This window comes from Halobacillus massiliensis (assembly GCF_900166625.1).
In the GTDB taxonomy this organism is placed as follows: Bacteria; Bacillota; Bacilli; order Bacillales; family Halobacillaceae; genus Halobacillus_A; species Halobacillus_A massiliensis.
In genome coordinates this window covers 2,846,734-2,860,896 of the sequence record NZ_LT800499.1, presented here as the reverse complement: position 1 = coordinate 2,860,896, position 14,163 = coordinate 2,846,734, and the positions used below count along the sequence as shown (strand labels likewise).

Here is a 14,163-nt window from a genome sequence, read left to right as displayed (position 1 = left end):
TCAGTCATTTCCTTTAGAGATCTGAACAATCTTCCTCAAGACCTCAGTTATAAAGAAACTCTTTTGCGTTCCTTCCTTACTCCTGCTTAATTTTGAAAGAACAAGCAATTTTTATGCCCATTTCCCGTTCTTTTCCTAGTCACTTGCATAAGATGGTGCCAGGTCCTTGTAAGGAGGAGACTTATGGACGATCATCTAATTTGGGGATAATTGAATTTTTATCAGTCAATTTTTTCTTTTTTTTTAAGATTAATGCTCTCGAATTTTTTATTTGTCATCCAATTCGATTTACTGTTAATGTTGGAGCGGAATACTGGGCGGTGCCGGCTAAGCTTATGAAAATTGGAACCACTGTCAAAAAATCAGAACTACCCATATCAACTTGAATAGTTTTACTTATAGATACACTTCCATTTGCTTGTGAAGTAAATTCTGAACCTGGAATTGGAATGAGGTCATTTTTCCAGATTTCATATCGAACGAAACTTCCATTCGAATTAATATGTTCCAGACTTGCAGTTATCTCATATGTTCCTCTGACAAGCACTCGTATAAAATTTGTTCCTGGAATAACTGCAGTATTTTGATAGGGTCCTGGAAAATCAAAAACAATTCGTCGTCCTAGTTGGGGAATTTTAGCGGAATCAACTCCATATAACGAACCAAAAGCAGGTGTTACTCCTGGTCCTGATGGTCCTAGAGATCCTGTTTCTCCTCGAGGCCCTTGGGATCCTGTGGCTCCGGGTGGTCCTGTTTCCCCTGTTGGCCCTGTCGGTCCGGCTGGTCCTGTTTCTCCTGTTGCCCCCGTCGATCCGGTTGGTCCCATTGCTCCTGTCGGTCCTGTGAATCCAGTGGGTCCCGTCGGCCCAGTCGATCCGGTGGCTCCTCGGGGTCCAGTAGGGCCTATAGCTTCTACCGTTAGTAAAGCCACATCATCCACATAGACGCTAGAGCCTCCCGATCGCGGAAGCTTTTGAATCAATAAAACCCCGATAGCTGTGCCGGCTGGTGCAGGAGAAGAAGTTCCATAAACTTCTAACCACTCTCCAACTGCCGAAAGTCTATCCCACGGTATATTGATTGTTAACCCTGTAGCCAAGGGATTTAAATTTTCATTATAGTACGTCAAAGTGATTAATAATTGAGGACTGGGATTCCTGTTCGTTCTGGCCAAGGAAGCAAGGAACTCAAAGTTTTCCCCTTCACTTATTGAAAAAGTCTGGTAGAGTAGAGCCGTACTACTTGCAGGGGATAAGAGAGCGCTAGAAGTCCCCGTATGACTTGCCGCTGAAGTGACAGAGGCATTAAGACTCATCCAAGGAGCAAGGGTCCCTGTTTCAAATCCTCCATTCGTGATTCGATTAATAATGGTCATATCATTCACCTCCTTTTTATCTGCTTTCCATCTCCTCTTATTTTATGCTTGGTTCTCTGTAAAGGAATGGATGGTACCCCAGCAGTAAGCTAGAAAAAGGTAACTTAAATTTTAGGTGAATCGATAAATGAGGAGAGCTGGCTGTAAGCTCTAAAAGGCAAAGTTGAGACAGAATGAAAAAGACACCCAATTTAATGAGTGTCGTNCTTAAATCATGGAGTCTAATAAATCGAACCCCAGCTTTTTTCGTGAAGCGGCGCCACCAGGTAGTTGGGGTAGTTGGATAAAAGTGGTGGCCATTTTCATTACAAAATAAAAATTCGTGCTCTTTTTCAGTCCAAAGGTCTCCAACCTTCATTCTCCCTATCATCCATTCGGTTCTAAAAGTTTTTAAATCCAATACAACAGATTTAGGAAGCGAAATAATTCTAATTGATGTTTCAGATTTTCGGTTCTTTTAGAACAGGTCTACCTTTTTCTCCTCTGGTAATAACTTGAGAAACTTCTATAGTTCCTTCATTTAAATCAATCTGGTTCCATTCTAAAGCAAGTAATTCGCTTCTTCTCATAGCGCAAGCTAAAGCTAATGATAAGAAAACTCTCCAGTGACGAGGTTGATCAATGGCTGCTTCAAACAATTGGTGGACTTCCTCAGGCTCGAATACATTTACTTTACGCCTTTTCTTATCTTTTGGCTTACTTACTGAAGCTAAAGGGTTTTTTTTAATTAATTCCCAATCCTGCGCTCGTTGCATAACATTCCGAAAAACCCTATAAATGTATTGAATGGTGCCCTGTGACAGTCCGGAGTTTTGTTCTAAATCACTTAAAAAGTTTACACGTGTATGGCTTTAACTTGATCTACACGTTGCTCTCCAAAGTTAGGGAGGATATGGTTCTTCAGGTTTCCTTTATAAGCTTCAAGCGTTTGATCGCCTAAGTTCCTCTTTGCGTATTTTGTTTCCCAGTCCACTATAAAGTCTTTTAACTTAAGTTTGCCGGGGGAAATGTATTCTCCTGCTTCTACTTCAATTTTGAATTTCACTAATTCATCATTCAAATGGTTTTCCAGTTTTCGCTTGGTCTTAAGTAACGCTTCGTCAACTTGAATGGTCTTCCGTTTTCTTTTACGCCTTCCTTTACCGTCATAACCTAATTAAACAGTTAATAAATAAGAATCCTTTCCCCTACGTTCGTAGCTCGCCATAATTTTAACCTCCTTACCAGTAACATAGCTCATAAGCTTCTTGATCCGCGGTACAATATTAGTTTGCCGATGATATTATCTTCTCTTGATTTGCTTTAACCGTTCTTCACATAATTCTTGACTAACCTTAAAATCTTGTGACCACCTTTCAATTAAGTCTGGATCGTTTATGTCGTAATTACTGATCATATGATAGGGCAGGGCACCATATAAGGTGAAATGTTTAGCATCTCTTTCTTGGAGCTCTCTAAACGCCTCTGGCATCATGGATTGCTTACCTACATGACGTATTGCGTGACAAAGTTCATGAAAAAAATGTTCTCTTTGAGTAGATTTTTTTAAATTAGTGTTAAGAATTATTTCTTTGTAATTTCCAAATCTAGTATAACGTGACTGAATAGGCTTATAGTTGATAGAAATGTTATATCTCATTGCTATATAGTTTAAGTCAAGATCGGCTGGGTACTGAAAATTTCTATTGATGTACCAATTAGATAACCAATCCTCTAGTGCTGATGTAGTGTATTCCGGAAATTTCATGAAATCACCTACCTTGTTGACATTATACGAACAAATGTTCTGTTTATCAACGTGAAAAGTAATTTAGTTGAAGGATTTGTCCTAAAATATTTCTATTTAAATTTACGAGTAAGAATATGGTGAAGAAGGTCGGTTTTTTTGTCCCAGATATAGTTATCTTGAGATTGAGTCTTCCGGATAAGGGCAGATTTATGGAAGACTCAGTTTCGAGATAATAGAGATAGTTTGAAGGTTGTCAGCCTATCAGCAAACTGTGGGGGTACCACGAAATGATAACTCTCGTCCTCCAGATTTATTTCTTGGAGATGAGGATTTCTAAGTGTTTATTTCTTGTTACAAATTTCTTAATAACAATATAATCTAAATTAAGAGAGGGGAACTTTGATGCATCCATTATTATTAGATGTTCAAGTGGAAATTAAAACAGAAAAATTAGATGAATCCATACATGAAGCGATCCGTTTACAAGCTCTTAATGAATAGAAAAATGTTTCAGAGGTAGTCAATATCTTATTAAAAGAAGCCCTAAAGAAAAGATGATGAAGTATGTAATCCCCTCTTCGTTGATGAATAGGGGGATTAAACAATTATGAGTAAGTGGTGAGGTGGGAGTTGGCAAGGAAAAGCCACAAACTTTTAGTTAAGGATTCACACCTACTCCAACTGGATTGGTGCCTACACCAACAGTAGCAATGACCGTATCTGTATTTCCGCTAATGACGGAAACATTGTTACTGCTATAGTTTGCTACATAAATCCCATTTGTTAAAGGATTCACACCTACTCCTTCAGGGTTAGTCCCCACTGGAACGGTCGCGATGACGCTATTGGAAAGTCCGTCAATCACGGATACATTGATACTGGTACTGCTTGATACATAAATGCGGTTCGTGGTAGGATTCACGCCTACTCCAGAAGGGACACTATCCACGGGTACCGTCGCGATGACACTATTGGACAGTCCGTCGATCACGGATACATTGTTACTGGCTTCGTTTGCTACATAAATGCGGTTCGTGGTAGGATTCACGCCTACTCCAAATGGGATAAACCCCACTGGTACCGTCGCGATAACGGTATTAGACCCTCCGTCGATCACGGATACATTGTTACTGAATTCGTTTGCTACATAAATGCGGTTCGTGGTAGGATTCACGCCTACTCCAATTGGGGCATCCCCCACTGGTACCGTCGCGATCACGGTGTTGGACCCTCCGTCGATCACGGATACATTGTTACTGCCTTGGTTTGTTACATAAATGCGGTTTGTGGTAGAATTCACGCCTATTCCAGAAGGGACACTATCCACGGGTACCGTAGCGATAACGGCATTAGACCCTCCGTCGATCACGGATACATTGTTACTGCCTTGGTTTGCTACATAAATGCGGTTCGTGATAGGATTCACGCCTACTCCAAAAGGGTTCCTACCCACTGGTACCGTCGTGATGACAGTATTTGTATTTCCATTAATGACAGATACATTGTTACTGATTAGGTTTGCTACATAAATGCGATTAACAGAACTAGGGGTGGAAGGGCCAGCAGGTCCAGTGACTCCCGTTGGCCCGGTTGCTCCCGTTACTCCTGTGGCTCCGGTTTGTCCAGTTGGCCCTGGGGCTCCTGTCGGTCCTGTAACTCCCGTTGGTCCAGTGGTTCCCGTTGGCCCGGTTGGTCCGGTCGTTCCGGTGGCTCCTGTTGGTCCAGTTGCTCCCGTTGGTTCTCCACCTTCAACCGTTAGTAAAGCTACATCATCAACATAGACGTTAGATCCTCCTGATCGCGGAAGTTTTTGGATCAATAATAACCCGTTAACAGCTCCTGGCGGTGCAGGAGAAGAAGTCCCATAAACTTCTAACCACTCTCCAACTGCCGAAAGTCTCCCCCCCGGTATATTGATTGTTAACCCTGTGGCCAAGGGATTGAAATTTTCATTATAGTACGTCAAAGTGATTAACAGTTGAGGGCTGGGATTCCCGTTCGTTCTGACCAAGGAAGCAAAAAACTCAAAGTTTTCCCCTTCACTAACAGGGAAAATCTGATAGAGTATAGCTGTGCTGCTTGGAGGGGATAAAAGGACACTAGAAGTCCCCGTATGACTTGCAGCTGAAGTGACAGAGGCATTTAAACTAATCCAAGGAGCAAGGGTCCCTGTTTCAAATCCTCCATTCGTGATTCGATTAATAATAGTCATATCATTCACCTCCTTTTTATCTGCTTTCCATCTCCTCTTATTTTATGCTTGGTTCTCTGTAAAGGAATGGATGGTACCCCAGAATGCTGGAAAACCAGTAAGCTAGAAAAAGGTAACTTAAATTTTAGGTGAATCGATAGATGAGGAGAGCTGGCTGTAAGCTCTAAAAGGCAAAGTTGAGACAGAATGAAAAAGACACCCAATTCAATGAGTGTCGTCTACTTATTACGATTTCTTCGATTGTAGTCATCTACTATACCAAAAACAACGTATCCTAGACCAATAAAGAAAAGTAGATAAATCCATAAGTCCATATTAGTAGATGGTATGAAATCTTCAAAGCCTCCAAAGTAAAATAGGATAATACTGCACGATATATAGATTGCCCCTGCTACATGTTTCGTAATATCTCCCCCTGCTACTGAAAAATAACTTTAGTACATTATATCCCCAAGCTTAACCATTAATTCGAACGTTATGTGATGGTAGCAGCTTAATTTAGTGGCGATGGTATTACTTGCTTTCTATATTGAAACTGTGTCTTCAGATAAGTAAGCAATTTAAGAATAGTGGATAATGTTCTTTGTTCCGTTAAAGGGAGCGATTACGTAAGACTTAAGTAAACTTCCTTTTTTGCTTGAGACGGAAGAATGGACGTAATTGTATAAAATAGGTAGTGGAAGTCCCAGGGAGGATTCTTTAGGTAAGGGGAGTAATATGGGAGATTTAATTTTGTCTGGTGGTGGAAGTTCTAAACAAAATTTAAAAGTATATGAGTTTCTTGTAGAGACTATTGAGAAAAATAAACCTATACTTTATATACCTCTGGCCGGTGATGCGAAATATAGACCGCATCATATGAGCCTTGATTACATAAAAAGCATACTTGAACACTTAGGTGTTAAAGAGGTTACGATGTGGACAGATCTCAATCATAGAACGTTAGATGAATTGAAATGCTTTTCAGCTATTTACTTTAGTGGAGGAAGTACATTAACTTTATTAAAAACTATAAAGAATAGTGACTTCGATAATGTTTTAAGACAGTATTATGACTGGGGAGGCACTATCTTCGGACAGAGTGCAGGGGCAATAATTTTTGGAAGTGATGTTACTCATACGACAAAAGAGAAAGGTATAAGTGGCTATAACCCTTTAAATCTTATACACAGTAATCGTTTATGGTGTCATTATGATCACACTGATGAAGAATTATTATGTGAGTACTCTAAAGGTGAAGACAATGCGTTCATTGCTCTTTCAGATGGAGGAGCTATTCATGTTACCGAATCATATCGCCAAGTCATCAGCAAAGAAGCCTATAAATTTAAAGATGGTAAAAAAAAGATATGCAATTTATGTATTACTCTAATGATCATTAATACAAAGATGGGAGGTATGTTAATTATAAATATCTCGATTTCAGGTCTTCCGGAATAGGGGGCGATAGCTGGGTACGGGCTGCTATCGGGAAGTTTACATTAGAAGGTCTGTTTATTAAATATGAATATGGGGGTTCTACTTAATGGGTGGCATTGGATTAACTATAATATTTTATCTAATCGGTCTATTTATTCTTTATATAATTATTGAAACGGCAGTCAGAAGAGGGATTAACAGCTCTATAATCGGTCAATATCTTGAAAAGAAATATGGGATGCAAGATACTAGAAAAAAGAAAAATTCCTTCCTTGAGGATGATTTGGATTAACAAGAAACTTGTTCAATTAATGGGGGCATTTAACAGAATAAAGACCGTGATTAACACTTGGGGCAGGATATATTATTTCTGTCCCAAACCAGAAATGCTTGATTTAACAGGGTTTTAAATTATTGAGGGCACCTTAATTAAGGTGCCTTCAACAGCCCTCTAAGTTATTAGTCGGAATGTATACTATCTTTTAACTACTATATACATACATTTATTGGTGGGTAAACTTACTATTATTGTTTTGTTATACTTATATTTAATAATGAAAACGCATACTAACCCGTAGTAAAACTAACCAGTATTGAAGGGATAATTATGAAACGTATACAACTGATTGAGTCAACTTTGAAAGATCTTTATGAATCTAAGAGGAAAGGTATTACGGCTCAAGAGATTAGTGAGTATTTACAGATAGATAGGAGTAATGTAAGTCGTGATTTAAACATGTTGGTAAAAGAAGGACGACTAAAGAAATCAAAGAAGAAACCAGTTTTATTTGAACCAATCGAGCCAGGCAGGTCGTTAGATTTCGGCACAACCAAACTAGATTTTTTTGCAAGAGGGAATCCTTCCATGTTTTCGATAGTAGAAAAAGGAAAGGCAGCGATCCTTTATCCACCATTTGGTATGAACATGTTGTTTCTAGGAGAGACCGGTGTAGGGAAATCAATGATGGCAGAATTAATGTATGACTATGCAGTTGAAATTGGTAAATTAAATGGAGAAGCACCCTTTATTTCCTTTAACTGCGCTGATTACGCCAATAATCCCCAATTGCTTGTTTCACAAATATTTGGACGAAAGAAAGGAGCCTATACTGGGGCTGAAAGCGATCAAAAAGGCTTCATTGAGCAAGCTCATGAGGGAATATTATTTCTTGATGAGGTACATCGTCTGCCACCTGAGGGACAAGAAATTCTATTTACCTATATTGATAAAGGAGTATTTAGAAGGTTAGGAGAAACTGAACAAGAAAGGAAATCCCAAGTACTTATTATTGCAGCTACAACGGAGGATCCATCTTCCAGTTTGCTAAGGGCTTTTACTAGAAGGATCCCCATGACTCTAACGATTCCTAACTTAGACAATCGAACATTAGAAGAAAGATTTCATTTAATAAGTATGTTTTTAAAACAGGAATCTGGTAGATTAAAAACTACTATAAAAGTAAGTGTTAACTCTATTCGTGCTTTTTTAAGCTATCGCTGTGAAAACAACATAGGTCAATTAAAATCAGATGTCCAAATAGTATGTGCTAAGGCATATGCCGATTTTATTATCAAAAAGAAAAAAGAGATTATTATTACTACTACAGATTTACCTTCACATATATTAAATGGTCTATATACGCAGGTAGAACATAGAAAGCTATGGGTTAGTCTAAATAATATTAAAGAAAGATTTTTTGAATATAATGCTGAAACCTTTGAGAAACAAATGGAGTATCCACTTCCAGGTGAAACTATCTATAAGATGATTGATAAGAAACTTCATATGTTGGAAGAAGAAAAGATAGAAATGAATGAGATTGAAAAAGAAATGGAAAAAGATATAGATAATTATTTTACCAACTTTGTCTCTCACAGGTCCCACAATAATAATCGCTTAGAATTCATAATATCTGAAGACACCTTAGAATTGACTAAAAAGCTTATTAAATTTAGTGAAAAAAGGTTGAATACAAACTGGGGAAAAAAAGTTTTTTATGCTTTCGCTATTCATATATCTAACATGCTGGAACGTCTTCAACTAGGGCTTCCAATTTACAATCCGAGACTTGAGCAAATTAAGCTTCAATATCCGGGTGTTTTTCAAGTAGCTTTAGAATGTATAGAGATGATGAATGAACATTTTGATACTAATATACCAGAGGATGAAGCAGGTTTTATAACCTTATTTTTCGTTTATGATGAATATGAAAGTCAGTATAACGATAATAAAACTAGAGTAATAGTTCTGACTCATGGCAGCGGGACTGCCTCATCCTTGGTGGCAACGGCTAATGAGTTACTTAATACGTCATATGCTATTCCTGTTAATGCGCGACTTGATGAGAGACCACAAGAAGTATTGGAAAGATTGAAGGAAATACTTCGAAAAGATAAGAGAAAGTTAGATACACTTTTTCTTGTCGATATGGGATCCCTAACTACTTTTGCTAGTGAAATAGAGAAGGATTTAGGTATTAAAACAAGGTCTATTTCTCGCGTAAGTACGATCCATGTATTAGAAGCAACTCGAAAAGCTATGCTAGGCTATTCTTTGGAAGAATTGTATGAGGATATTAAAAAACTTAATCAAAATGAACGTCCAAATAAGACGATAGAGGCAGAACAAAATTCCAGAGAGAAGAAGCTGGCTATATTAACTGTTTGTTTAACAGGAGAAGGTACAGCAAACACTATAAAGGAAATTCTGGAGAATAAATTAAATTATAAACAAGCTGATTTAGAGGTTTTACCCGTAAATATTGTAGGAGAAGAAAGTATAACAAAAAGAATCAAAGCGATAGAGGAAGAATATAAAGTTATTTGTATAGTAAGTTCTTTTAAAATCACTACGGACATACCTCAGTTTAACTTGTACAGTGTACTAAATATGGAATCATTGAAAGATATTAATAGTTTAATTAAGGATGCTACTACCTACCTCCATTTATCAGAGTTTATGGAGCAGCATGTGGAGATACCTGGTATTAAGGTTAAAGATTTAATTGCGGATATTATGCATTTTAATCATGAAATGGAGAAGTTTCTTAATGTAAGATACGATTTGAATGTATTGATTGGCTTTTCTCTACATTTATGTGGTTTATTTGAACGAATAAAGAAGGGGGAGGAGCGTGTTAAGTTTTTAGAAAGTGAAGAAGAGATTATAAATAACACAGTTTTAATTCAAAGAACACAGATGATTTTTGACCGATCTTTTTTGAAATATAAAATAAAAATTGAGCTAAATGATATTTATTATATTATTAAGATGTATTTAAAACAAATGGAGGAAAAACGGGGTAACATAGAGGTTTAACTACTTGTTAGAATATAACTCTCTGTAGAGTGTATGAGAGAAAAACTTCTCATATACTCTTTTTTGTATGTGTGTTGGCATGGATTTTGCATGTATTGGTAGTGAGAGCAAATAAAAATAATGAAAGGAGGAATTTCTTTGAATTATGAACAAAAAGTTATGGGGATCATCTCTAATGGAGGAACAGGAAGAAGTTTTAGTATGAAGGCAATTGCAGAGGCTAGAGCAGGAAATTATGATACTGCCCAAAGTCTTCTCGACCAAGCAAATGAATCCCTTCATTGTGCCCATTCAATTCAAACAGAATTAATCCAAGAAGAAGCGCGTGGCGAAAGTTATCCCATTACAATTTTAATGGTACATGCTCAGGATCATTTAATGAATGCTATGACAGTAAGAGACCTAGCTGTAGAAATGATTGAAATTATTAAGGAAAATAGAAGAGTTAAAAACTAAGGAGGATTAAAATTATGACCAAAAAAATTACTCTAGTATGTAATCAAGGACTTTCAACTTCAATGGTAGTAAAAAAAATGCAGGAATCTGCGAATAACAAGGGAATTGAAGCCCATATTGAAGCCGTACCGGAAAGTTCTTTGAAAAAATCTTCAAAGGATACCCATGTGATACTACTAGGGCCACAAATTAGCTATAAATTAAAGAGTTTTAAAGATGAGTACCAACCTCAAGGAATAAAGGTGGAAGTAATAAATGGGGCTGATTATGGAATGTTAAATGGCGAAAAAATCTTACAGGATGCTTTATCACTCATGGAGGGATAAACAATGAAGTTAAAAAAATTTAATCAAGATAAGATGTTATCGATAGCAGATACTATTCAAAACAATAAATACCTAATGTCTGTTTCTAACGGACTTATGGCCAGTCTTCCGATTTTAATGATTGGAGCAATTTCAATCATACTTTCAAGTATGCCATTTGAACCTTATCAAAATTTTATAACAAGCATAGGAATTAAGGATGCTTTAGGATTGCCAGCTAACCTTACGATTAAAATTATGTCACTTTATATTGTTTTTTTCGTGGCTTATAGATTAGCGGAGGCTCATGATCATGACTCTTTGGCTGCAGGCACAATCTCACTTATGTCCTTTCTAATTTTGACTCCGTTTAAGGTTATTGAGGAAGCACAATACTTACCTTTTGAATGGTTAGGTGCGCAAGGTCTCTTTGTAGCTATGATTGTCGGTGTACTTTCAACTTACTTTTATATGAAGATTGTAAACCGTAATTTAGTAATTAAAATGCCGGAAAGTGTCCCACCAACCGTTCAAAAAACTTTTGCTTCTATATTACCAGGAATTATTATAGTAGCCTTATTTACTATAATATCAGCGTTATTTGACGCAACGAGCTTTGGAAGCATCCATCAATTTATTTATACTTACTTGCAAATTCCAATGCAATATATAGGGGGATCCTATTGGGGGCTTCTATTTTTCGTCACAGTTTCAAATATTTTGTGGCTATTTGGTATTCACGGTTCAATGGTTACAAACGTTGTTGCTAAACCATTATTATTATCTATGGATTTAGCTAATTTAGCTGCCTTTCAAGCAGGAGAGCCTTTACCATTTGTAATTTCCTGGGCATTCCGTTTTCTTTATTCATTAATTGGTGGAGGCGGTTGTACATTGGGATTATGTTTGCTTATGGCATTCAAAGCAAAGAGTAAACAATTAAAGGCTGTAGGCAAGCTTTCATTGCCTACCTCATTATTCTCGATTAATGAACCCATTATTTTTGGAGTACCAATTGTACTTAATCCAATTCTAGCGATCCCTTTCATATTTACACCTATAGTAACTATCACTTGTGCTTATTTAGCAACAGTTTCCGGTATAATTCCCACCCCTATTGGTGTATTTCTTCCAACAGGAACACCAGTACTTTTCTCTGCATTTGTACAGGGCGGCATTCTACTAGTTTTATTTCAACTTTTAATGATTGGTGTCACGATCGTTTGTTATTATCCTTTCTTTAAGAAATTAGATAAGAATAGATGTAAAGAAGAAGATAAAGCGGATAAAGGTAAGGATGAGAGTGAAAATGAAAATTTAGCAGTAGCAAGTAACTAGGAGGAAAGTTATATGGAACATAAACAATTAAAACCATTTCCAAAAGACTTCTTGTGGGGAGGATCCACCTCGGCTTTTCAAGTCGAAGGGGCTTATGATCAAGACGGTAAGGGGCCTACAATTATGGATGATCAAGTTTCTGCTAAAGGATCGACAGACTTTAAAGTAGCAATTGATCACTATCATCGATATAAAGAAGATATTGCTCTTTTTGCTGAGATGGGATTTAAAACTTACCGGTTTTCAATTTCATGGTCCCGAATTTTTCCTAATGGAAATGACAAAGAACCGAATGAAAAAGGATTACAACATTATGATGATGTCATTAATGAATGTCTAAAATACAACATCGAGCCCTTAGTAACAATTTTCCACTTTGAAATGCCTTCTGCTTTGATTGAACAATACGGAGGGTGGGCATCTAGGAAAAGTATTGAAGATTTTGATCGCTATAGTCGTACTCTCTTTGAAAGATATGGAGATAGAGTACAATACTGGCTTACAAACAATGAGGGTAATACAAGAATTGTCTTTGGAGGTCATATGCTGGGAGGAGAAATAAAAGACGATAAACAACGGTTCCAAATGGGTCATCACATGACTTTAGCACAGGCAAAAGCTATGATTTCATGTCATGAACTTTTACCGGAAGCTAAGATTAGTTCGGCACCTAGTATTACAATCATCTATCCTGCATCACCTGATCCGATTGATGTGGTCGCTGCTCGGGATTACGATTTACTTCGTAGTGGATTAACGCTTGATCCTCTATATAAAGGATATTATCCAAAAGCTTTGTGGGCTTTTCTTGAAGAAAGAGACATAGCACCTACCCTGGAAGAAGGGGACTTAGAACTATTTAAAAATGCTAAGCCTGATTTCCTTGCGTTTAACTATTACGGTGGGCATACTATGCGATATTTCCCTGAAGGGGAAGAGCTTTATAGTGTGCCAGCAGAAGTAGCAGAGAAATATAATGTAAGTAAGAGTTTTATGAAAAAAATCGCTCGTGAGAAACAAGTAGGAATTGCACAGGAAGTAGTTAATCCCCACATTAATCAAGGAGAGTTTCGCGTTATTGACCCCATTGGGCTAAGAGCCACTCTAAGAGATTTATATGAAAAATATAATGTTCCTTTAATTATCACTGAAAATGGATGTGCAGCCGAGGAAGAATTAACTGAAGATGGAAAGATTCATGATAACTATAGAATTGAGTATCTTAGAGAGCATATAAAAGAATGTCAGATAGCGATTAGCGAAGGAGTAGAGTTAATGGGCTACTGTCCGTGGTCGGCTATCGATGTAGTCAGTGTGGGAGAAGGTATTAAAAAGAGATACGGATTGATTTATGTAGACAGAAATGATAAAGATCTGAAGGAATTAAAACGTTATAGAAAAGATAGTTTTTATTGGTATAAAAAAGTGATCAATATAAATGGAGAAAATTTAGAATAAGATTTATAGCCTATTCGAAAAAATAATTATAAGAGTGGAGATTAAATTATGAGCGAGAAAATCTATACAATTAAAAGTCAAGTAGGTATACATGCGCGTCCAGCAACACAATTAGTTGAATCTGTAAGTGGATTTACTTCAGAAGTTGTTTTAGTATATGAAGATAAACAAGTGAACTTAAAATCAATCATGGGGATTATGTCTTTAGGCATACCACATGGAGCTAAGGTAAAAGTCATAGCAAAAGGAAGTGATGAATTACAAGTTTTAGAAAGTATTGACCGAATAATGGATAAAGAAGAACTAGGTGTATAAGAGATAGAGAGTTCATATTGCTATGCATGGCGTCCTATTTATTAGGACGTCTTTTCTGTTTCTCTAATGTGTCAAAGTAAGAATCATATTGACGAAAATAACCCCTGCAAGGGCCATCTTTTGCAAGGGGGTTATTTTTATCCATTATAAATAATTTCTTATTAAATCTTGAATTTGAGTATTCCTTAATAGGGGGCAAATCTGTAACAAAGAGTTTGCTCCTCTGCTGGTGCACTA

The 14,163-nt window shown here is 37.0% G+C and carries 13 protein-coding genes; 8 read left to right on the top strand and 5 right to left on the bottom strand.

Translation table 11 applies throughout. The features are described 5' to 3' along the window. Positions 1-274: 274 nt before the first annotated feature. The 5 genes from B7E06_RS22250 to B7E06_RS14175 form a co-directional block, all read right to left on the bottom strand. Complete coding sequence (locus B7E06_RS22250) at positions 275-1,375, bottom strand: NTTRR-F1 domain (RefSeq protein WP_082234619.1); 1,101 nt, start codon at positions 1,373-1,375, stop codon at positions 275-277. A gap of 440 nt (positions 1,376-1,815) precedes the next feature. Next, a complete protein-coding gene (locus tag B7E06_RS14190; RefSeq protein WP_082234618.1) occupies positions 1,816-2,130 on the bottom strand; it encodes a tyrosine-type recombinase/integrase in 315 nt (104 codons plus the stop codon). Positions 2,131-2,210: 80 nt separating this feature from the next. After that, positions 2,211-2,435: a tyrosine-type recombinase/integrase gene (locus tag B7E06_RS14185; RefSeq protein ID WP_179134061.1), complete on the bottom strand. Its 225-nt coding sequence runs from the start codon at positions 2,433-2,435 to the stop codon at positions 2,211-2,213. 222 nt (positions 2,436-2,657) lie between these two features. Further along, complete coding sequence (locus tag B7E06_RS14180; RefSeq protein ID WP_082234616.1) at positions 2,658-3,122, bottom strand: ImmA/IrrE family metallo-endopeptidase; 465 nt, start codon at positions 3,120-3,122, stop codon at positions 2,658-2,660. 640 nt (positions 3,123-3,762) lie between these two features. Continuing rightward, complete coding sequence (locus B7E06_RS14175; protein WP_082234615.1) at positions 3,763-5,316, bottom strand: NTTRR-F1 domain; 1,554 nt, start codon at positions 5,314-5,316, stop codon at positions 3,763-3,765. A gap of 717 nt (positions 5,317-6,033) precedes the next feature. Between B7E06_RS14175 and B7E06_RS14170 the strand changes: the two genes are divergently transcribed. From B7E06_RS14170 to B7E06_RS14135, 8 genes are all read left to right on the top strand, one after another. Continuing rightward, positions 6,034-6,756 carry a Type 1 glutamine amidotransferase-like domain-containing protein gene (locus B7E06_RS14170; protein WP_082234614.1) on the top strand — a complete coding sequence of 241 codons (723 nt, stop codon included), beginning with the start codon at positions 6,034-6,036 and terminating at the stop codon, positions 6,754-6,756. An 85-nt stretch (positions 6,757-6,841) separates the two neighbouring features. Further along, positions 6,842-7,027: a hypothetical protein gene (locus B7E06_RS14165; RefSeq protein ID WP_082234613.1), complete on the top strand. Its 186-nt coding sequence runs from the start codon at positions 6,842-6,844 to the stop codon at positions 7,025-7,027. A gap of 315 nt (positions 7,028-7,342) precedes the next feature. Further along, the gene (locus tag B7E06_RS14160; RefSeq protein ID WP_082234612.1) at positions 7,343-10,054 is read left to right on the top strand and encodes a sigma-54-dependent transcriptional regulator; all 2,712 of its coding nucleotides are present in this window, start codon (positions 7,343-7,345) and stop codon (positions 10,052-10,054) included. A gap of 138 nt (positions 10,055-10,192) precedes the next feature. Further along, on the top strand, positions 10,193-10,510 hold the full coding sequence (locus B7E06_RS14155; RefSeq protein WP_281249094.1) for a PTS lactose/cellobiose transporter subunit IIA: 318 nt from the start codon (positions 10,193-10,195) through the stop codon (positions 10,508-10,510). A 14-nt stretch (positions 10,511-10,524) separates the two neighbouring features. Continuing rightward, positions 10,525-10,836 (top strand): PTS sugar transporter subunit IIB, encoded by a 312-nt coding sequence (locus B7E06_RS14150; RefSeq protein WP_082234610.1) that lies wholly within the window; start codon positions 10,525-10,527, stop codon positions 10,834-10,836. 3 nt (positions 10,837-10,839) lie between these two features. Beyond that, positions 10,840-12,153 carry a PTS sugar transporter subunit IIC gene (locus tag B7E06_RS14145; RefSeq protein ID WP_082234609.1) on the top strand — a complete coding sequence of 438 codons (1,314 nt, stop codon included), beginning with the start codon at positions 10,840-10,842 and terminating at the stop codon, positions 12,151-12,153. Positions 12,154-12,165: 12 nt separating this feature from the next. Further along, positions 12,166-13,611: a glycoside hydrolase family 1 protein gene (locus tag B7E06_RS14140; protein WP_082234608.1), complete on the top strand. Its 1,446-nt coding sequence runs from the start codon at positions 12,166-12,168 to the stop codon at positions 13,609-13,611. 48 nt (positions 13,612-13,659) lie between these two features. Then, positions 13,660-13,926: a phosphocarrier protein HPr gene (locus B7E06_RS14135; protein WP_082234607.1), complete on the top strand. Its 267-nt coding sequence runs from the start codon at positions 13,660-13,662 to the stop codon at positions 13,924-13,926. Positions 13,927-14,163 lie beyond the last annotated feature (237 nt).

Excerpts from the sequence above, each read along its gene's own strand:
- B7E06_RS14190 (WP_082234618.1), bottom strand. The coding sequence starts at position 2,130 with ATGCAACGAGCGCAGGATTGGGAATTAATTAAAAAAAACCCTTTAGCT.
- B7E06_RS22250 (WP_082234619.1), bottom strand. The coding sequence starts at position 1,375 with ATGACCATTATTAATCGAATCACGAATGGAGGATTTGAAACAGGGACC.
- B7E06_RS14145 (WP_082234609.1), top strand. The coding sequence starts at position 10,840 with ATGAAGTTAAAAAAATTTAATCAAGATAAGATGTTATCGATAGCAGAT.
- B7E06_RS14150 (WP_082234610.1), top strand. The coding sequence starts at position 10,525 with ATGACCAAAAAAATTACTCTAGTATGTAATCAAGGACTTTCAACTTCA.
- B7E06_RS14180 (WP_082234616.1), bottom strand. The coding sequence starts at position 3,122 with ATGAAATTTCCGGAATACACTACATCAGCACTAGAGGATTGGTTATCT.
- B7E06_RS14135 (WP_082234607.1), top strand. The coding sequence starts at position 13,660 with ATGAGCGAGAAAATCTATACAATTAAAAGTCAAGTAGGTATACATGCG.
- B7E06_RS14140 (WP_082234608.1), top strand. The coding sequence starts at position 12,166 with ATGGAACATAAACAATTAAAACCATTTCCAAAAGACTTCTTGTGGGGA.
- B7E06_RS14175 (WP_082234615.1), bottom strand. The coding sequence starts at position 5,316 with ATGACTATTATTAATCGAATCACGAATGGAGGATTTGAAACAGGGACC.
- B7E06_RS14170 (WP_082234614.1), top strand. The coding sequence starts at position 6,034 with ATGGGAGATTTAATTTTGTCTGGTGGTGGAAGTTCTAAACAAAATTTA.
- B7E06_RS14165 (WP_082234613.1), top strand. The coding sequence starts at position 6,842 with ATGGGTGGCATTGGATTAACTATAATATTTTATCTAATCGGTCTATTT.
- B7E06_RS14160 (WP_082234612.1), top strand. The coding sequence starts at position 7,343 with ATGAAACGTATACAACTGATTGAGTCAACTTTGAAAGATCTTTATGAA.